This window comes from Streptomyces sp. NPDC018019 (genome assembly GCF_044327805.1).
Lineage (GTDB): Bacteria > Actinomycetota > Actinomycetes > Streptomycetales > Streptomycetaceae > Streptomyces.
The window spans coordinates 26,073-45,165 of the sequence record NZ_JBIRGD010000040.1; the positions used below are offsets into that span (position 1 = coordinate 26,073).

The following is a 19,093-nucleotide window of genomic DNA, read 5'->3' on the forward strand; positions in this document are numbered from 1 at the left end:
GAATGGGGTGGTGCGATCCACGCGATTACCCGCGCGCGAGCATGAGGCGGTGGCCAGGTGGGATGTTGCGAGACCGCCGTGGCCCAGCCGGACAGTCGGCGTCGGTCTGGCCGGATTCCGTGACCGCAACGCGGGCCCGGTCGAGATGCGGGTGATCCCGCATCCGGCCGTCACGCTGGTTCTGGAGTTCGGTGACGGTCCGCTCGTCGTGGACACCGCCATGCGCCGGCAGCAGATGAGCAGCCTTGTCACCGGGTTGCTGCACGGCGCTCTTCACGTGCGGGGCGAGAACATCGAGTGCGTGGAGGTACGTCTGTCCCCGGTGGTCGCGTACGCGGTGCTGGGCACCTCCCCGGCGGAGCTGGAGCACACGGCGGTGAATCTCGATGACCTGTGGGGCCGGGGAGCGCCACGGATCCGGGAGCAACTCAGCGAAGCCCGGTCGTGGCAGGAGCGTTTCGCCTTGACGGACGCCTTGCTCGCCTGCCGGGCGGAGACGGGGCCCTCCGTGGATCCCCAGGTGGCCTGGTCCTGGCACCGGATCGTCGGGAGCCGCGGCCGGGTCCGGATCGACGAACTGGCGGACGAGGTCGGGTGGAGCCGCAAACGCCTGTGGTCCAGGTTCCGGGCGCAGGTCGGTCTCCCGCCCAAGCGCGCCGCGAAGCTGGTCCGTTTCGACCATGCCGTCCGCCGCTTGGCGATGGGGGAGGGCGCGGCCCGGATCGCGGCGGACGGTGGCTACGTCGACCAGTCCCATCTGCACCGCGATGTCCTGGAATTCACCGGGGTGACTCCGGCCGCCGTGGCCCGCGAACCAGGGCTGGCGGTGGACGACATCGCGTGGGCGGACACGGCGTAGGTGAGACGGACCGATACCCCGCCGCGCTGAAATGTTTTCTTGTCCCTACGTGGAGTGTGTCGAGAGTGTCCCTCCCGCTTACACCGCGCCCAGCTGTTGGACCTCGACCTCCACGGACCAATTGTAAGGAAGCCACTTGTTGTAGACGTTGTACCGGTTTTTGATCCACCCTCGGAAGTCCTCGCCCCACTGCTCGCCGGAAGGCGTCAGCTCGGTCACGCAGCCCTCCCAGCCGGAGTCGCGGATGCTCAGTGTGAACGGCTTCCCTTTTCCGTCGGCGGTGAATACGCGCTCGGCGCAGGCCCACTTGTCCTCGTCATCGTAATGGACCTTGGTCTCTACTCCGCCCAGCTTGCATGTGAAAGTGTCGTAGTAGTGCCACAGGTAAAGTTGGTCGTCGCAGGCGAGCCGCTTGACCTGTAGTCGGTACTTGTAGGCGCCCGGGGTTTCGAATTCCCACTGGATTTTGTCGTAGGTGGTCTTCTCACTCATCTGGGCGATCTTGTTGGGTTCCAGCTGCTTGAGGGTGTAGCCGATGACGGCGTATTCCTCCAGCGGCTGCTCCTGGCCCTTGAAGTAGTCGGAGATCGTGCCGTTGACGAGCGCTTCGTGCACGACTTCCGGGCTCCCGCCGTGGCTTTGGATGGAGATCTCGGACTGCCTCAGGACCTGCTGGTACCGCTCCTTCACCTTTGCGTCCAGGTTGGCGAAGCCCTCGCGGCTCGCTTCGATGGCGGCGTTGAGCTCCAGTTCACTGGTGCGACTGTGGATGAAAGCGGTCAATACGAACCCGTAGGTGATGTCCGACACGAGCAGTGGCGGATTGTCCGGACCGATCGCCTTGTATTCGTTCTCCAGTCGGTCGAGCACCTCCTCGGTGAACTCGTCACTGAAGAGGTCGTTGGCGTCCTGCCACACTGACGTTGCTGTGAACGCGCGCTCGCGCAGGTAGAGCGCGACACAGTTCTTGGTCTCTTTCCGGCGGAACTCCGTGGCGATACTCGCCGAAAAGCCGCCGAACTGCGCGGAGATGCCCAGGTCGAGGGAGAGTTCTTTGCTCGCATAGGCGGTGGTCTGCCGGAGGGCGATGGAAGGCGAGCGGTTTTTCTTGCCTTCCACGGCATTCTTGATGGCGTCGAGCACCTTTGCCCCGTCCGGCTCCTCCACTTCGGCATGCTCGCCGGCCGAAAGAGCGTCGATGGCGATTTTCAGGGTACCGCGGCAGTCGGCTCCGATTCCTACCGGTACCAGCTTGCCGCTCTTGATGGCTTCGTCCGACCTGACGATCTGACCCGGCCACATGGTATTCGCGTCCGGGGTGAAGGTGAGGATTTCGTAAGGGGTTCTGGTCGAGGTGATCTTCTGTTGCGTCCCGTCCACCCCGCCGCTGTGGATGTCCTCCGGGTCGCCCTCTGCTTCGTCCCCGTCTTTCTCGTGCGGAGCCAGGGTGTCCCACTTCGCCCAGGTGACGAGCCGCTTCCGCAGGTCGACTTTGCCGCCGCGCATGCCGGTCTCCAGCGCCGAGGAGCGGACGGGCGCGCCGTCGCGGAAGGCGTACACCAGGTACGCGCCCTTCTCCGGGCCGTGTTCGCCTCCCGGCACCACCAGGTCCTCGACCCGGGCGGCCTGGTCGAGCACGTGCGGCTCGGAAGGCGTCTGTGCGGCCTCGGCGGGCCGACGAACCAGCTTGTACGTGTCCGCGGTGACGCCGGGCTGCCACTTCACCCGCCATGTGCCGTCCGCATCCCGCACACTCCGGGCGGGAGCGGGCGTGTTCTCCGCGGTGGCGGACTGGTTTGCAGGGCGGTGGGGCATGGTCATGTCCTTTCCGTGCGGTGCTGGTGGAGCAGATGCGGTCCGGGGCAGGCGAAATGGGCTGGCCCACACCACCAGCGGGCCGGCGGGGCACCGCAGCGCACCAGCTGGCGGTCGGGCCGTCCGCACGCCTCGGCGCCGGTTGCAGACCACGTTGGTCACCGTAGGGACTCCATGCTGGGAAATCCGGCATTTCGCGCATAGGGGTTGGGGCCTTGACGGGACTGGTAGTAGTGCAGTCGGCGTACGGCCCGCCGCGATGTGCGCGTCCAGACGTTGGCGATGTCAGTGGGTGCCTGGAAAGGTGCCGTCATTGCTGAGCCGGTTCATGTCGCGGCGGCCCGGATTGTTTCTCTCGTGACTGTCTCCATGAGGCGGCGTGTCGCCATGGTGGGGCACTCCTGACCGGCCGCCTGTCATGATATGGCCATATCATCACTTTGTTCACTCGTCAGCGTCATATTCCTTTTGCTCCGCTCGCCGGAGATTTGAGCCGCAAAAGCGCGGGCATGCCCATGAGTGATAGCGGGGAATTCGAAGTGTTCGCCTGGCGGCGTCGGTCTCCGGCGGCAGGTTTCTTCCCCGTCGCGGGGTCCGGCATGCCGTAAATGCTGTTTCCGTGGCCCCTCCCGTGTCCGCCGCTGCGCGAAGGCGCGCACGGCCTCCGCCGTGCCTGCGTGAAAGAAAGGGAGCGAAGTATGTACGCGAATTCTCTGGACACGTTCGTCAGGTCGGCGGTCCACAAGAAAGAGATCATGATCATTCACCGGGTGACGGGCGGCTACCTCACCCAGGGCTGGGACCTCCAGATCAGCTCCGACCCGATCGATGAGATCAAGGACAAACGGCACCTGTGGGTCGTCCAGCTGGACGGCTACCTGAAGAACAACACCGTCTTCACGCTGACCAACCAGTCCAGCGGAAAACGGCTTTCAGTCAACAAGGACAATCCGCGGACGGGCATGGAGTTCACCGACCCCCAGCCGCCCGGCGCCACGGACAACAAGCTCGCCGAGGCCCAGCGCTTCTACGTGCTGCCCATGTGCTGCGGCGGCTACTCGCTGGTGCCCGTGCTGTGGCCCGACTACTGCCTGGGGCCCATGGACAACCGCCCCCAGCCCGGGTGCGACCGGCCCATCCTGCACCACGGCAACGACTCGTCGCTGAACTGCTCGCACGACTTCGTCCTGCCCTACAACGGGCCCAAGCGCAAGGACCCCACCGATGTCGACCTGGGCGGCGGCTCGGGCGGAGGTGGCGGCCAGAGCTGACGCCACACACCTCGGGACTGCTGCGGCACTGGAGACGGAAGGTCAAACGCGACCCCGCCGGACGAGCGCGTCATGGTGCTGCTGGAGAGCGGGGGACATGGCGACACGGTCCTTTTCGAGAAGGTTGCGGGCCATTGCGTCCGCAGCCTTCTCTCCCTTTTCAAATGCCTGGGCGATGTGCTCGGCATGCGTGGGTTTGAGACTTTCGCCGAACGGCGCTTCGTAAGAGTCGGTGATCGCTTCGATCAGGCAAGGGCCCTCATGCGCCATCGCCTCCCGGAAGACGGCTGCCGCCTCCGCGGGTTCCTGGATACGGAAACCTCTCAGTCCGCATGCCTCGGCGACCGCCTTGAAGTCGACAGGGTGAAGCTCGCAGCCGTGCTGGGGGTTGCCCAGCAGTGCGGTCTGCTCCCACACCTCCAGGGCGAGGGAATTGTTGCGCAGCACCACGACTTTGACGGGAAGCCGGTACTGCGCGAGGGTGGCGAGCTCGCCCAGGCCCATGGACATCGATCCGTCACCGGTGAAGGCGATGACCGGCCGGCCGGGGTGGGCGAGTTGCGCACCGATGGCGTACGGCAGGGCGGAGCCCATCGTGCACAGCGTGCCGGAGAAGGAGTAGTTCATCCCCTCACGCAGCATCAGCCGGCCGGCCCAGGCGGTGACGCTCCCGGCATCTCCGGTGACGATCGCGCGGTCCGGCAGCGCTTTGGACAATTCCCAGGTGACCACCTGTGGGCGCATCGGCGTGCCGGAGGAAGCGGCCTGCTCCCCGATCAGCTTCCACCACTTGCGATACGTCTGCTGAGCCCGCTCCAGAAATGAGCGGTCGCTCCTGGGCTCCAACTCCGGCAGCAGCGCCTCCAGCACCACTGCGGCATGGCCGACGAGCCCGACCTCGACGGGATAACGCAGCCCGATGCGGTCGGCATTCAGGTCGATCTGTACGCCGCGCGCCTGCCCGGGTTTCGGCCAGAAATCGTAGTACGGGGTGGAGGAGCCGACGATCAGGAAGCCGTCGCAGTCGTCGAATGCTTCATGAGACGCCGGAGTGCCGATCAGCCCCATGCCGCCGGTGGTGTACGGGCTGTCATCGGGCACGCAATCCTTGCCCAGGCCCGCCTTGACGATGGGCGCGCCCAGGGCCTCGGCTACCCGCTCCAGCGACTGCCCGGCCCCGCGCGCCCCGGCACCGGCGCAGATCGTCACCCGCCGGCAGGCATTGAGCACTTCGGCCGCCTTGCGGATCTGCTCGGCGGGCGGCACCACCTCGAACGGCTGCACCGCCAGTGACGTGTGCCCGGGTACGTTCTTGTCCGAGGGCGTGTCCTGCTCCGCCGTCCAGGACTGCACATCGATCGGGATGGCCAGGTGTGAGGGAGTGCGGTTCATCAGAGCGCTGCGCATCGCCAGATCGGTCGCGGCGACCGCGTGGGCCGGGCCCATGACCCGTTCGGAGAACATGCACGCCTGCTCGAACAGCCGGTCCGAGGGGATGTCCTGGAGGAAGTGGGCGCCCACCGTGTCGTGGTAGGACAGGCCGGTGATCGCGATCACCGGGGCGCCGTCGATCCGCGCGTCGTACAGGCCGTTGAGCAGATGGATCGCGCCGGGGCCCGCGGTGGCCACGCAGGCGGCGGGGCGGCCGGTGAATTTGGCGTACCCCACACAGGCCAGCGCCGCGTTCTCTTCGTGCCGTACGTGGACCAGCCGCATTCCCGGATGCGTGCGCAGAGCCTCGAAGAAGCCGTTGATCTGGTCACCGCAGATGCCGAAACAGGTGTCCACCCCCCAGGCGAGGAGCCGCTCGACGATCAAGTCGGAGGTGGTCCTGGACGCCGTCTCGGCCATAGGAGCAAGCCTTCCGTTCCCTCCGGGCGCCTGGCGGCGCCGACAAGCCGACATACACAACGGCGATGGAAGACCACGGTAGGGACCCGCCCGACAGTGCCGCGCGCCGAACGTGCCATCCGGGGTGCATGCGCTCGGGCATGATCATCTTCATGGAGAACACGCATCTGCCGACCACCGAGGCCGCAGTCGCCGCGATACGCGACATCGCACGGGAACGGGAACTGACGATGTCGGTCACCGAGGACATCGGCGCGGACCGGACGTCGCGCCGTACATCGGCCACGCCCTTCACGGTGTGCGACCCCGACGGGTCGCTGCCGCACGAGGCGTTCGTGGAGCTGGCGGGCTCACCGTCGGTGAGTGTCCAGCTCTTCCCCGAGGACGATGCGAAGATCACCGTTGACGGCGTGGAATTCCACGACGTCCCCCGCGACTCCGTCCCCGCGTTCCTCAGGTCCGTCTATGGCGGCCTCGCCTTCATCAAGGCCCGGCTGTTTCCCCCGGGACAGTGGCTCGTCGTGCCACTGCCCGGGGACGAGACGTACAAGGAACTGATCGTCGGCCCCGGCCTGACGCCCTGGCAGGCTCGCAGCATCCGCTAGCGGCATGCCGCCGGAGACCGGACCTGGGCGCTCGGCCCGGGGCGGTGCCGGGGCGGACACCGGCTCGGCCGGGTTATAGGTTCCGGCGCCCGACGCGGATCGGTTCCGGAGGCCCCCGTCACCGGGCTCAGGGCGTGGGGGCGGTTGCCAGCGCAGCTGGTCGGGGCCGGGTCAGTTTTCGTACGGGAGCAGGTCGGGGCGCTTGGGTGGGCGGCCGTCTCCGCTGGATCGGCCGGTGAGTCGCCTGCCGATCCACGGCACCAGGTGCTGCCGCGCGAAGCGCACGTCCGCGGTGCGCCGTGCCGTCCACCGTGGTGGGACGAACGTGGGCAGCGGCGCGTCCCAGTCGCACTCGGCCGGATAGCCGAGGGCCTGCCAGACGGCCTCGGCCACCCGTTCGTGCCCGGCGGTGTTCAGGTGGAGCCTGTCCTCCGCCCACATCCGCGGATCGGCCAGCGCGCGCGAGGAGAAGAGGTCCACCACGATTGCGCCGTGCCGTTCGGCCAGCGCGTCGATGTGGGCGAAGAGCTGCTCCATGCGCGGCCGGAACCGCTCCAGGACCGGACCCTGCCGTCCGGGGCTGCGCATCAGCACGAGCTGGCCGCAGTCCTTGGCCAGCCGGCCTGCTGCTTCCTCCAGGAGGGCGCAGACCCGGTCCACGTCGCACTTCGGCCGCAGCACGTCGTTCAGCCCGCCCACCAGGGTGACCAGGTCGGCACCCATCGCGGCAGCGGGGCCGGTCTGCTCGTCGACGATCTGCCCGATCAGCTTGCCGCGCACCGCGAGATTGGCGTAGCGGAAGCCGGGAGTGCGGGCCGCGAGCCGTGCGGCCAGCAGATCCGCCCAGCCCCGGTACGAGCCGTCCGGCCGGGCGTCGGACATGCCCTCGGTGAAGCTGTCGCCCACCGCGACGAAACTGGTGTAGGTGGCATTGATCTCCATGGCGGGAGGCATCCTACCTGTGGGGAGAGGCGCCCCATCTGTGGTTGGGGAGGGCCCCGTGCCCCTGCGCCTCCCGGAGCCCCGCGCCTACTCCCGCGAGGCGCCCCCGACCGGCCCGACCTTCTTGGGCTGCTGCTGGAGCACCAGTTCCCGCAGCACGTCCTCCATCGTGACCAGCCCCGCCAGCCGGCCGTCCTTGCCGATCACCGCCGCCAGGTGCGTACGGGAGGCACGCATCGCCGACAGGACGTCGTCGAGCGGGGTCTCGGCCCGTACGCGGGCGATCGGCCGGAGGGCGGAAAGGGGGAACGGCAGATCGCGCGGCGAGGCGTTGAGAGCGTCCTTGACGTGCAGGTATCCGAGGATGCGCTGGGTGCTGTCGACGACCGGGAAGCGCGAGAAACCGGAAGCGGCGGCCAGCTCCTCCACGCCTTCGGGAGTGATGCCGAGCCGGGCCGTGACCACCTTCGCGACCGGCACGACCACATCGGCGACCGGGCGGCGGCCCAGCTCCAGGGCGTCCCGCAGGCGTTCCTTCGCCCGGTCGTCCAGCAGCCCGGCGGCCTGCGAGTCCTCGACCATCTTCGCGAGCTGGTCGTCGGAGAAGGTCGCGGCCACCTCGTCCTTGGCCTCCACCCGCAGCAGCCGCAGCAGGGTGTTGGCGAACGCGTTGATCGCGAAGATCACCGGGCGCAGCGCCCGGGCCAGCGCGACCAGCGGCGGCCCCAGCAGCAGGGCCGTGCGCACCGGCTCGGCCAGCGCCACGTTCTTCGGCACCATCTCGCCGAAGAGCATGTGCAGGTACGTCGCCACGGCCAGCGCGAGGACGAAGGAGATGGGGTGGACCAGGGCGTCCGGCACGCCGACCGCGTCGAAGGCCGGCTCCAGGAGGTGGGCGATGGCGGGCTCGGCGACGGCACCGAGCACCAGGGTGCACAGGGTGATGCCCAGCTGCGCGGCCGCCATCACCGCGGAGACGTGCTGGAGGCCCCACAGGACCCGGTCGGCACGGCGGTCGCCGTCCTCCGCGTGCGGCTCGATCTGGCTGCGGCGCACCGAGATCATCGCGAACTCGGCGCCCACGAAGAACGCGTTGACGACCAGCGTGAGCAGGCCGATGAACAGCTGGAGCGCGGTCATCGGGCATTCTCCCCGGCCTCGTCGGCGGTCTCCGGCAGCGGCGCGTGCAGCAGGACCCGCGCCGCGCGGTGGCCGGAGGCGTCCAGGACGTCCATCCGCCAGCCCGCGGCCTCGACGGTGTCCCCGGCGGCCGGGATCCGGCCCAGCTCGGTGGCGATCAGGCCGGCCAGCGTCTCGTACGGGCCCTCGGGCAGCCGCAGGCCGATCTGCTCCAGCTGGTCGGTGCGTACGGCGCCGTCCGCCTCGTAGCGGGCGCGGCCGTCCGCGTCGTCACCCGCCGGAGCCAGGTCCGGCGTCTCCATCGGGTCGTGCTCGTCGCGTACCTCGCCGACGACCTCCTCGACGATGTCCTCCAGGGTGACGACACCCGCCGTACCGCCGTACTCGTCGATGACCACGGCCATCGTCTGCTTGCCGGACAGCCGGTCCAGCAGTTTGTCCACGGTCAGCGTCTCCGGGACGAGCAGCGGTTCGCGCAGCAGCTCGGAGACCGGGTGGCGCGAGCGGCGCTCGGCGGGCACGGTCAGGACGTCCTTGATGTGGGCGACGCCCACCACGGCGTCCAGGCTGCCGCGGTAGACGGGGAAGCGGGACAGGCCGGTGGCACGCGTCGCGGTGGCCACGTCCTCGGCGGTGGACTGCACGTCCAGGGCGGTGACCTGCACCCGCGGCGTCATCACGTTCTCCGCGGTCAGGTCGGCGAGTGCGAGGGTACGCACGAACAGCTCGGCGGTGTCCGGCTCCAGCGCGCCTTCCCTGGCGGAGTGCCGGGCCAGCGCGACCAGCTCCTGGGGGCCGCGGGCGGAGGCCAGCTCCTCGGCGGGCTCCATGCCCATCCGGCGGATCATGCGGTTCGCGGTGTTGTTCAGGTGCCCGATGAGCGGCTTGAAGGCGGCGCTGAAGCCGCGCTGCGCGGTGGCGACCCGGCGGGCGACGGGCAGCGGGCTGGAGATGGCCCAGTTCTTCGGGACCAGCTCGCCGATGACCATCAGGACGACGGTGGAGACCGCCGTACCGAGGACCAGGGCCACCGAGTCCGCCGCGGACGGCGGCAGGCCGAGGGCGTCCAGCGGTCCGGCCAGCAGGGCGGCGATCGACGGCTTGGCGAGCATGCCGATGACCAGGCCGGTCACGGTGATGCCGAGCTGGGCGCCGGAGAGCTGGAAGGTCAGGCTGCGGACGGCCTTGAGGGCGCTGTCCGCGCCGCGTTCGCCGCGTTCCACGGCGCGTTCCAGATCGCTGCGTTCGACGGTCGTCAGCGAGAACTCGGCCGCGACGAACACGCCGCAGGCCAGGGTCAGGAGCAGGGCCACGGCCAGGAGGAGCAGCTCGGTCATCGGGTCACCTCCGTCCCATGATCGAACAGGACCGGGAGGTTCGCGCTCCGGGTGGAGGCGGTATGACAACTGGGAGGCTCGCCCATGGCTGGACGCTCACTCCTTTCACTGGAAGACGTGGGAACCATCCATCGTAAAGGATGGGCAAAGCGGGTGCGGCGGGCCGGACGGTGTGGGAAACGGGCGGGGAAGGCCCGGGGGCGGCCGGGGCGGCTCGGGGTCAGGGTCGTGCCAGTGGCTTGACCCACCGCCGCCAGTGGTCCTCGCGGTGGTACCCGGCAGCCGACCACGCCCGCTGGGCCCGCTCGTTCGATTCCAGCACCATGGCGTCCCCGCGCCGCCCGTCGACGGCCCGGAAGCGCCGCTCGGCCGCTTCGAGCAGCGCGGTCGCCACCCCCTGCCGGCGGTGCGAGGGGAGCACCGCCAGCCGGTACAGCGAGCACCGCCAGCCGTCGTAACCGGCGATCACCGAGCCGACCAGGAGCCCGCCGGACTCCGCGAGCAGGAGGGCCTGCGGGTCGCGTGTGACGAGGCGGGTCACGCCGTCCACGTCGTCCGTGATGGAGGTCCCCTCCGCCGCCTCGCGCCAGAAGGCGAGCACGTCCTCGGCGTCGCCCGGTACGGCCGTCCGTATCGCTATGTCGATCATGACCGGCAGCCAAGCACGGAAGGGCGCCGGGTCGCCATCGGCTTTCGCGATCCGAGACGTGAGCCGGGGCGTGATCCCAGAGGTGAGCCGGGGCGTGGTCCGAGATCGCGGCCGAGGCGCGGAGGGGCACCCTGGGGTGCCCCCTCGGGCTCCCCCTCGGCTTCCCTCAGCTCCCCTCAGCTCCCCTTCAGCTCCTCGATGACCGGCGCGAACGTCTCCATGAAGGGATCGAGCACGGTGATGTACGAGAAGCCGTAGCGCTCGCGGTGTTCGCGGAGCTGTTCGGCCATCTGCGCGGCCGTGCCGATCAGGAGCGTCGGCACCCGCAGGGCCTGCTCCTCGTCCACGCCGATGTGGTTCCCGACGAGCTCCCGCGCCTTGCTGCGCCGGTCGTCGGTGACCAGGACCTGCTGGACCAGGACGTTCAGCTCGGCCGGCGCCGCCCGGTCCGCGGCGGCCATCCGGTAGACGGCGAGCCTGTCGTCGAGCGCTTCCGGCGTCAGGAGTTCGAGGACGCCTTCCGGCTTGCCGGGGGCCGCCCGGGCGCCGGTGAAGGCCACGATGTCCGCGTGCCGGGCGGCGAACCGCAGCATGCGCGGACCGTTGCCGCCGATGAGCAGCGGAGGCCGGGGCCGCTGGGCCGGCTGCGGCGCGTGCTCGGTGTCGCCGAAGAGGCGGTCCAGCTCCTCGACCGTACGGAAGAGGTGGTCCACCCGCTCGCGCGGAGAGCCCCAGGGCAGGCCCGCCCTGTCGTGCTCGTCGCGTACATAGCCGGTGCCCAGGCCCAGTTCGAGCCGGCCGTCGGTGAGGAGGTCGGTGGTGGCCACCTCGCGGGCGAGCAGTGCCGGGTTCCAGAATCCCGCGTTGAGGACGAAGGTGCCCAGGCGCGGGCGCTCGGTCGCCTCGGCGGCGGCGATCAGCGGGGGGAACGGTGCGGGGAAGCCGAGGTGGTCCGGTACGAGGAGGACGTCGTACCCCAGTTGCTCGGCCTGGCGGCACCTCTGCCGCCACCCGGCCCCGGATTCGATGGTGAACATGTTGACGCCGAAGCGGAACGGACGTGGCATGGGGCCCCCTTGGTGACGTGCGCGGCGGTGGACCGGCGCGCGGCGGTCGCGTGGTGCGGACGGCTGGTGAGTGTAGTGGAGGTTCGCTTTTCATCGAACCATGGGTGTGCGCCGACGCCCCGTCACTCATGGGCGATGGCGGCCAGTACGTTGAGCCGGGACGCGCGCAGGGCGGGCAACAGTGCAGCCAGCAGCCCGACGACCACGGACCCGACCACCACCGCGGCCACCGTGGACCACGGGACCGCGAACGCCGTCAGCCCCTCCAGCGCCAGTACCCGTTGGGTGGCGGCTCCCCAGACCAGGCCGAGCCCCAGGCCCAGAATCGCGCCGAACAGGGCGATCACCACCGACTCCAGCCGGATCATGCGGCGCAACTGCTTCCTGGACAGGCCGACGGCCCGTAGCAGCCCGATCTCACGGGTGCGTTCCACTACGGCCAGGGCCAGGGTGTTGACCACCCCGAGCACCGCGATCACGATGGCCAGCCCCAGCAGTCCGTACAACAGGTTGAGCAGGCCCTGGATCTGGCCGCTGACCAGCTCCTTGTAGTCGGCCCGGTCGTTCACCCGGACCTGCGGGAACGGTGCGAGCGCCCGCTCCAGACCCGCCCGCAGCCGCTGCGGGTCGGTCCCGTGCGCGGCGTTCACGTACACCACGGAGTCCTGGCCGCGCGGCACGTACTTCTCCAGAGTGGCCATCCCCATGAAGACGCCCCCTTGAGCGCTGGGTCCGGAGCCGGAATCCGCCGTCAGCGCGCCGACGGTGAACCGGGCGGGCCGCCCCGACGGCAGCACCGCGTCCAGCCGGCCGCCCACCCGCAGACCGTGCTCCTGCGCGAACTTCCGCTGTACGGCGACCCGTCCGGGCGCCAGCGCCGCGGCGGTGCCGCCCGCCGTGTACGACACGTTGCCCACCGAGTCGAGGTCCCGGTCGAAGGCCCCGGCCACGGTCGTGACGGACCGGCCGTCGGGCAGGTTCAGCCTCAGGGGGACGATCCGCTGGCGTACGACCGTGCCGGCCCCCGGCGTCGCCCGCGGCCGCTCGGCGATCTCTCCGGAGAACGGCGCGAACGAGGCGTTCTGTATGACGAAGTCCGCACCCAGCATCCGGTCGATCTGCCGGGTGACCGACGCGGCGGCCGACGCCCCGGCGACCGCCAGGCCGGCCACCAGCGCCAGTCCGACCATCAGGGCCGACGCGGTGGCGCCCGTACGGCGGGGGTTGCGCAGCGCGTTGCGGCGGCTCATCCGGCCGACCGCGCCGAACGCCGGCTCCAGCCCACGCCCGAGCAGCCGGATCACCGGGCGCACCAGCAGCGGACCGACGATCACCATGGCCACCAGCGTCAGCAGTACGCCGAGCGCCAGCAGCGTCCCGGCCACCGCCGTCCGGGCACTCAGGGCGCAGCCCACGAGCGCGGCCGCGCCCGCGGCGCCCACCAGGGAGCCGGTGACCGCACGGACGCGCAACGGCCTTCCGGCGCCCGGGACTTCCACGTCGGCGAGGGCGGCCATCGGGGAGACCCGGCCCGCCCGCAGTGCGGGCAGCAGCGCGGCGACGAAGGTCACGCCGACGCCGACGGCGTACGCGACGACCACGGTCGGCCAGTCGAGCACCAGGTCGGCGGTGTCCAGCCGCAGCCCGAACCAGCCCATCGCGACGACCAGCAGCACCGCGAGCCCGACGCCCGCCGCGAGCCCCACCGTGGCACCGAAGACGCCCAGCAACAGCGCCTCCAGCAGCACCGAGCGGCGCACCTGGCGGCGGTCCGCGCCGAGCGCCCGCAGCAGCCCCAGTTCGCGGGTGCGCTGCGCGATCAGCATCGAGAAGGTGTTGACGATCAGGAAGACGCCGACGAGGACGGCGACACCCGCGAAGCCCACCATCATGTACTTGAGGATGCTGAGGAAGTCGCCCAGCTGCTCCGCCTGGGTCTTCTTCTGCTCGTCGCGCGTCCGGACGTCGTACGCGGACGCCCCGGCGCCCAGCGCGGCACCGATCCGGCTTTTGAGCACGCTGTCCGGCACACCGGGCGCGGCGTCCACGGAGATCCCGGTCGCCTTGTCCGCGCTGCCCAGCAGACCGCGCTGGGCGGCCTCGGTCTCCAGGAAGACCAGCGAGGCGCCCGGGTTGGTGGTGGTGAAGGTGGCGATGCCGACGATGCGTACGGAGAACCTGCCCGGCGGGGCGATGACGTGCAGTGTGTCACCGATCCCCAGGTCGTCGCGGTCCGCGGTGTCGCGGTCGAGCAGCGCCTCGCCCGGGCCGCGCGGCGGCCGGCCGCTGGTCACCCGCACCGGTTTGTGCTCGCTCGCATACCAGTTGGCGACGATCGACGAGGCGTTCCGCGTCGGGCCCACCGGCTGGTTGCGGGCGTCGGTGACGGTGATCCGTGCCACCGATACGTCGAGGTGCGCGGCCGCCACCCCCTCGACACCGGCCACCCGGCCCCGCAGTGCGGCCGGCACGGTCGGGGTTTCCGCCGAACCGATCCCGCCCGGTGCGTCGAAGTCCTGCCGCGGTGCCACCTGTACGTCCGCGGCGGTCGAGGCGAAGAGCCGGTCGAAGGTGGCGCCCGTGGTGTCGGAGAAGATCAGACCGCCCACCGCGAACGCCACCGAGAGGACCACGGCGAGGGCGGAGAGCAACAGCCGCCCTTTGTGCGCGAAGAAGCTCCGGAGCGTGGCCCGTAACACGGCGGGTCAGCCGTTCTGCCGGGGGGTGGTATCGGGGTCGGGGACAGGTTCGGGTGCGGAGGCGCGGCCGGGCGGGGAGAGTGGGGCAGGAGCGGGCGCGGGCTGTGGGCCCGCCGCGAAGATCTGCATCCGTTCCAGTACGGATTCCGCCGTGGGCTGCGCCATCTCGTCCACGATCCGGCCGTCCGCCAGGTAGAGCGCCAGGTCGGCGTGGGCCGCGGCGTTCGGGTCGTGGGTGACCATCACGACCGTCTGCCCGAGCCCGTCCACCGCCTCGCGCAGGAACTGGAGCACCTCCAGGCCGGAGCGCGAGTCCAGGTTGCCGGTCGGCTCGTCCGCGAAGACCAGGTCGGGCCGGGCGGCCAGCGCGCGTGCACATGCCACCCGTTGCTGCTGCCCGCCGGAGAGCTGGGAGGGCCGGTGCCGCAGGCGGTCGCCCAGCCGGAGCGTGCTGATCACCTGGTGCAGCCACTCCCGGTCCGGTTTGCGGCCCGCGATGTCCATGGGGAGCGTGATGTTCTCCTCGGCCGTCAGCGTCGGCAGCAGGTTGAACGACTGGAACATGAAGCCGACGTGATCCCTGCGCAGCCGGGTCAGCTGCCGGTCGTCCAGGCCGGTGATCTCCCGCTCGCCCAGCCACACCCGGCCCGCGGACACCGTGTCCAGGCCCGCCAGGCAGTGCATCAGCGTGGACTTCCCCGAACCGGAGGGGCCCATCACCGCCGTGAACCGGCCCCGCCCGATCGACACGTCGACGCCGTCCAGCGCCACGACCCGGGTCTCGCCCATCCCGTACGTCTTGACCAGCGCCACCGCCCGCGCAGCCGCTCCGGGCCCGCCCGCAGCGCCGTGCCCCGTATCCGCGACCGAAGTGGACACGTCAGCCTCCCGACGTCGGCCCCGTGCCGGCACGGGGCGGCAACTCCCGCGTGGCCCTCGACAGTAGGCCAGGTTCAGTCGCCCCGGTATCCCCCTGCGGGCCGTCTCCCCGCCGACCGGACCTGGCACCTCCGCGCCCACCGGCCCTGGTGCCGCCCCGCTCCGGCTTCACGGCGTCACGATGCGTGCGACCGCGGCCTCGACGAGCTGATCGCGTTCGGCCTCCGAGAAGACGCCGGGCAGCGTGAGCTGTTCGACGATGAGCCAGTTGAACGCCAGGTACAGCAGTCGCACGGCGGTCGCGTCGCCGGGGAGGCCGGACGCCTCGTGGTAGGCCACGTTCGCGTCCACGTCGGCCCGGATGCGCTCGGTCAGCACCGCGCGCAGACCGGGGCGCCGGGTGGCTTCGAGGCGCAGTTCGAGCAGGGCCAGGTAGCCGGTGCGGAAGGAACTGATCCGGCCGATCAGTTCCCGCATCAGCGCGGCGTACGTCTCCCGGTCCGGCGTGCTCGCCCGCTGCCGGGCGATCGTGGCCTCGTCGGGCTGGAGCCGTTCGTAGACCCGGGCGCCCGCCTGGGTGAGCAGGTCGTCGCGGTTGGCGAAGTAGTTGGAGGCGGTGCCGGGCGGGACGGCGGCCTCGGTGTCCACCGCCCGGAAGGTCAGCCCCCGTGCGCCCTCCTTGGCCAGCACCTCGATCGCGGCATCGACCAGGGCGGCCCGCCGCTCGTCGTTCCTGCGCGCCATTCAGACCACCCCAAGCGTAGTACTACGGTCGAACCACTTCGGCCAGAGTACTACCCGAGGGGAACCCGTATTGCGCAGGTTCGGCCGCTGTGTAGCTGTCACCCGCGACAACTGCATCACAGGCCCGAGCGGTCAGTTCATCCCGATCACCTGTCTCTCCCGGCGCTGACGCGCTCGGGGTCGTTGAACTTCACCTCCGGATTGTCCTCGGTCGGCCCGTCGAGCAGGGGCTGGGGTATGTGACGCAGGTGCAGGTCGAAGAAGGCGCTCACGTAGGCCCGGGTGATGCCGATCGCGCGCTTGCCGGGCAGGGCGGACTGCGGGGCCGTGGCGCTCACGCCGGGGAACGGGAAGCCGAGTTGGTCGCCGATGGCGGGGGCGTCGCTGAAGGTGTAGTGGTCGGCGCCCTCGACCGTCAGCCAGCGCTTCCAACCGTCCAGACGGCTCCACGCCAGGTCCCAGGTCCTGTCCTTGCCGCCGGGGCGGTGGATCTCGTCGTCGGCCCCCAGCATGAGGAAGGGGCGGCCGTCGAGGCCGTTGGCCGGTATCGGGTCCCCGAACGAGCCGTCCATGTTGACGCCGGCCCGTATGCGGCGGTCGCCCGCCATGGCGGAAGCGGCGCTCGCGCCGCCGAGGGAATGGCCGGCCATGCCGATGCGCTTCCGGTCTATCAGGTGGGCGTACCGCCAGGCGGGATGCCGGCCGGTGAGCCGGTCCAGCACGAACGCGACGTCCTTGGCGCGGCCTTGCGTCGCGTACCGGGGGCCGTCCTTCGTGCCGTGCACCTTCTCGCAGGCGGCGCAGGTCAGGGTCCGGCCGCCGGGGAAGGCCGTTCCGACGCTCTCGTAGGCGTGGTCCACGGCGGCGACGACGTAACCGCGGCCGGCAAGATCCTCCGCGAGGCTGGTGAGGCTGTAGCGGGACGCGCCGAAGCCGGGGGAGAGGACGAGCAGCGGATGCTTGCCGGCCGCCGGACGGGCGTCCGTGCGGCTGTGGACGGCCGTGCCGCTCAGCGTCTCGGGATCGACCACGCCCTCCAATCCCGCTTCCTTGAGCAGCAATCGGGCTTCCTCGGTGGTGGCGTACCGCGCGGGTGTGCCCGTACCGCGGCGTGCCGGGTAGTACATGTCGACCATCAGCTCACGGGCCTTCGCCGCGGGCACCCAGGGATCGGGGCGGCTGCGGTCGGTGAGCGGCAGGGTCGTACGGCCGACCGCGTACGGCCCGGTGGGCGCGGGCAGCCGCAGCCGCGTGGCGGCTTCCGTGCCCGCATCGGCGGCCGGGAGCACGGACGGCGCAGGGACCGACGGGGCGGCCTGGGCCGTACTGGCCGTGGCGGCAAGGGACAGTGGGAGGCTGAGTGCGGCGGCGAGGGCGAGTGCACCGGCCGTGCGCGGAAATCTGATCATGCAGATGACGGTAGGCCCCGGCACCGGTCCGGCGCGTCAGCCTCAGGGTTGGTCCCGGAGCGCGGGCCCAGAACGGCCCGGACGGCGCTGAGCAGCCGGTTTGCTCCACCGCCGGGCCGACGGGGCCTGGCGTGCGCCGCTGCCGTCGGCCACGCGTACAACCACAGGCTGTCAGGAGAGCGGCGATCGGGCTGCGCGTGCCGTCACACTTCGGCGGCGGGCTACCCCTCCGCACGCCGCGCCACGCCCACCACCGTCCACGGCAGGGCGGGTCCGGGGCCGCGCCTCGAAAGGCGGCCCCGCCGGTACGGGCCGATCTCGAAGCCCGCCGTCCGCATCTCGTCCAGCGGGTCGCGGGCCAGGTGACAGTTGCCCATCAGCAGGGGCCACACCGTGCGGTCCAGGGCCCGCTGCACCATGGCGGGGCCGCGGCGTCGCGAGCGTCCGTGTTCGAAGAAGCGCAGTTCACCGCCGGGCCGCAGTACTCGCCGCAGTTCCGCCAGCGAGCGCTGCACGTCACGTACCGAGCAGAGCACCAGGGACACCACCGCGGCATCGAACGCCTCGCTCTTGACCGGCAGCGCCTCGGCGGTGGCCGGTACGACGTCCACCGGTATGCCGGCGCGCGCCGCCTCGGTCAGGGCCCGGCGCCGTAACGTGCGTTCCGGCTCGATCGCCACCACCTCCGCCACGGTATGCGGGTAGTGGGCGAAGTTCGTCCCCGTACCGGCGCCGATCTCGATGACCCGGCCCGAGAGCCCGGCCAGCATGTCGCGCCGCAGGTCCGCGAGTCCCGCGCGGTGGTCCGCGAAACACGCGTACCAGTGGGCGAAGACCGGATGGTGCACGATGGCCCGTTCGGCTCTCCTGCGGTCTGGCATGGCTGGATCCCTTCGCCGGACGACGTTCGCCGGTTCGAGTGTCCGCCAAGGCCGTGCCGCGGGACCACCATGGGAACGCGATGTCAACGGTGGATCATCCGGTACCGAGGAGTGGATCTGCCGAGGGGCGGATGGGGTGCCGGGCCGCGGTCACGCGGTGTCAGGCGGCGGACGGCGACTGCGCCGTACCGCCGAGCGCGGGCGCCAGCCAGCCCGGCGCTCGCGTACGGAACTCCTCGGGCGCGAGGCTCCCGGCTCCGTCCGGGATACGGCCCAGGAGCGGGGCGCCGGCCGCCGCGGGGAAGTCGTCGAGGTTGCAGCGGGCGGCGAGACCGGGAGTTTCCGGCCAGCGGCCCACCACCACCCCCGGAGAGTCGATGCCGTACGAACGCAGGGCGAGCGCGGTGAGCGCCACCGCGTTGAGCGCCCCCAGGCCGGGCTGCGCCACCACCAGCACGGGGGCCCCCGCCAGGCGCGCCGCGTCGGCGAGGGTCGCCCCCTCGTCGTCGAACCGGACGAGCAGGCCGCCCGCGCCTTCGACCAGGACGAGGTCGTGCGAGGCCGCCAGTTTGGCCGCGGTCTCGGCGATCTCCTCGGGGCGTACCGGCGGCAGGCCGGCGCGGCGCGCGGCGGTCGCGGGGGCCAGCGGTTCCGGATAGCGGGCGAGTTCGGCGGTGGTGACCCGCGGGCCCGCCAGCCGTACGACATCCGCGGTGTCGCCCGGTTCCTGCGCGGCGACGCCGGTCTGGGCGGGTTTGAGCACCGCTACGGAGCGGCCCCGGCCGAGGGCCGTGGCGGCGAGCGCCGCCGTGGTCACGGTCTTCCCGATCTCCGTGCAGGTTCCGGTTACGAACAGCACCGGCATGACTGGTTCTCCTGTCGTCGAGGATGGTTGCCGCCCTGGTGGGCGCTCTGGTGGACACCCGAGCGGGCGCCCTGGTGGGT

The 19,093-nt window shown here is 70.9% G+C and carries 16 protein-coding genes; 3 read left to right on the forward strand and 13 right to left on the reverse strand.

Features of this window, described 5'->3' with window-relative positions; all coding sequences use genetic code 11:
• The first annotated feature begins 10 nt into the window (after positions 1-10).
• Positions 11-859 carry a helix-turn-helix domain-containing protein gene (locus tag ACH4FX_RS39190; RefSeq protein WP_398486287.1) on the forward strand — a complete coding sequence of 283 codons (849 nt, stop codon included), beginning with the start codon at positions 11-13 and terminating at the stop codon, positions 857-859.
• A 78-nt stretch (positions 860-937) separates the two neighbouring features.
• On the opposite strand, the gene ACH4FX_RS39195 is transcribed toward ACH4FX_RS39190, so the two are convergent.
• Positions 938-2,680, reverse strand: a complete 1,743-nt coding sequence (locus ACH4FX_RS39195) for a thiol-activated cytolysin family protein (protein WP_398486288.1) — start codon at positions 2,678-2,680, stop codon at positions 938-940.
• A 692-nt stretch (positions 2,681-3,372) separates the two neighbouring features.
• Here ACH4FX_RS39195 and ACH4FX_RS39200 point away from each other — a divergent pair.
• The gene (locus ACH4FX_RS39200) at positions 3,373-3,945 is read left to right on the forward strand and encodes a hypothetical protein (RefSeq protein ID WP_398486289.1); all 573 of its coding nucleotides are present in this window, start codon (positions 3,373-3,375) and stop codon (positions 3,943-3,945) included.
• Positions 3,946-3,987: 42 nt separating this feature from the next.
• Here ACH4FX_RS39200 and ACH4FX_RS39205 read toward each other — a convergent pair whose 3' ends face one another.
• Positions 3,988-5,796 carry a thiamine pyrophosphate-dependent enzyme gene (locus ACH4FX_RS39205; RefSeq protein WP_398486290.1) on the reverse strand — a complete coding sequence of 603 codons (1,809 nt, stop codon included), beginning with the start codon at positions 5,794-5,796 and terminating at the stop codon, positions 3,988-3,990.
• Between the two features lie 152 nt (positions 5,797-5,948).
• On the opposite strand from ACH4FX_RS39205, the gene ACH4FX_RS39210 reads away from it, so the two are divergent.
• Positions 5,949-6,401 (forward strand): hypothetical protein, encoded by a 453-nt coding sequence (locus ACH4FX_RS39210; RefSeq protein WP_398486291.1) that lies wholly within the window; start codon positions 5,949-5,951, stop codon positions 6,399-6,401.
• Between the two features lie 171 nt (positions 6,402-6,572).
• On the opposite strand, the gene ACH4FX_RS39215 is transcribed toward ACH4FX_RS39210, so the two are convergent.
• From ACH4FX_RS39215 to bioD, 11 genes are all read right to left on the reverse strand, one after another.
• On the reverse strand, positions 6,573-7,343 hold the full coding sequence (locus ACH4FX_RS39215; protein WP_398486292.1) for an SGNH/GDSL hydrolase family protein: 771 nt from the start codon (positions 7,341-7,343) through the stop codon (positions 6,573-6,575).
• Between the two features lie 87 nt (positions 7,344-7,430).
• A complete protein-coding gene (locus ACH4FX_RS39220; RefSeq protein WP_398486293.1) occupies positions 7,431-8,483 on the reverse strand; it encodes a hemolysin family protein in 1,053 nt (350 codons plus the stop codon).
• The gene (locus ACH4FX_RS39225) at positions 8,480-9,820 is read right to left on the reverse strand and encodes a hemolysin family protein (RefSeq protein ID WP_398486294.1); all 1,341 of its coding nucleotides are present in this window, start codon (positions 9,818-9,820) and stop codon (positions 8,480-8,482) included. The genes ACH4FX_RS39220 and ACH4FX_RS39225 overlap by 4 nt, the downstream gene beginning before the upstream one ends.
• 220 nt (positions 9,821-10,040) lie before the next feature.
• Positions 10,041-10,469 (reverse strand): GNAT family N-acetyltransferase, encoded by a 429-nt coding sequence (locus ACH4FX_RS39230; protein ID WP_398486295.1) that lies wholly within the window; start codon positions 10,467-10,469, stop codon positions 10,041-10,043.
• A gap of 176 nt (positions 10,470-10,645) precedes the next feature.
• Positions 10,646-11,536: an LLM class F420-dependent oxidoreductase gene (locus ACH4FX_RS39235; RefSeq protein WP_398486296.1), complete on the reverse strand. Its 891-nt coding sequence runs from the start codon at positions 11,534-11,536 to the stop codon at positions 10,646-10,648.
• 122 nt (positions 11,537-11,658) lie between these two features.
• On the reverse strand, positions 11,659-14,235 hold the full coding sequence (locus ACH4FX_RS39240) for an ABC transporter permease (RefSeq protein ID WP_398486297.1): 2,577 nt from the start codon (positions 14,233-14,235) through the stop codon (positions 11,659-11,661).
• Positions 14,236-14,241: 6 nt separating this feature from the next.
• Positions 14,242-15,114: an ABC transporter ATP-binding protein gene (locus ACH4FX_RS39245; protein WP_398486298.1), complete on the reverse strand. Its 873-nt coding sequence runs from the start codon at positions 15,112-15,114 to the stop codon at positions 14,242-14,244.
• 168 nt (positions 15,115-15,282) lie between these two features.
• Positions 15,283-15,858: a TetR/AcrR family transcriptional regulator gene (locus tag ACH4FX_RS39250; RefSeq protein ID WP_398486299.1), complete on the reverse strand. Its 576-nt coding sequence runs from the start codon at positions 15,856-15,858 to the stop codon at positions 15,283-15,285.
• Positions 15,859-16,004: 146 nt separating this feature from the next.
• Complete coding sequence (locus tag ACH4FX_RS39255) at positions 16,005-17,267, reverse strand: alpha/beta hydrolase family protein (protein WP_398486300.1); 1,263 nt, start codon at positions 17,265-17,267, stop codon at positions 16,005-16,007.
• Between the two features lie 221 nt (positions 17,268-17,488).
• On the reverse strand, positions 17,489-18,148 hold the full coding sequence (locus ACH4FX_RS39260) for a class I SAM-dependent methyltransferase (RefSeq protein ID WP_398486301.1): 660 nt from the start codon (positions 18,146-18,148) through the stop codon (positions 17,489-17,491).
• Positions 18,149-18,308: 160 nt separating this feature from the next.
• Positions 18,309-19,013 (reverse strand): dethiobiotin synthase, encoded by a 705-nt coding sequence (gene bioD / locus ACH4FX_RS39265; RefSeq protein ID WP_398486302.1) that lies wholly within the window; start codon positions 19,011-19,013, stop codon positions 18,309-18,311.
• Between the last annotated feature and the right edge of the window lie 80 nt (positions 19,014-19,093).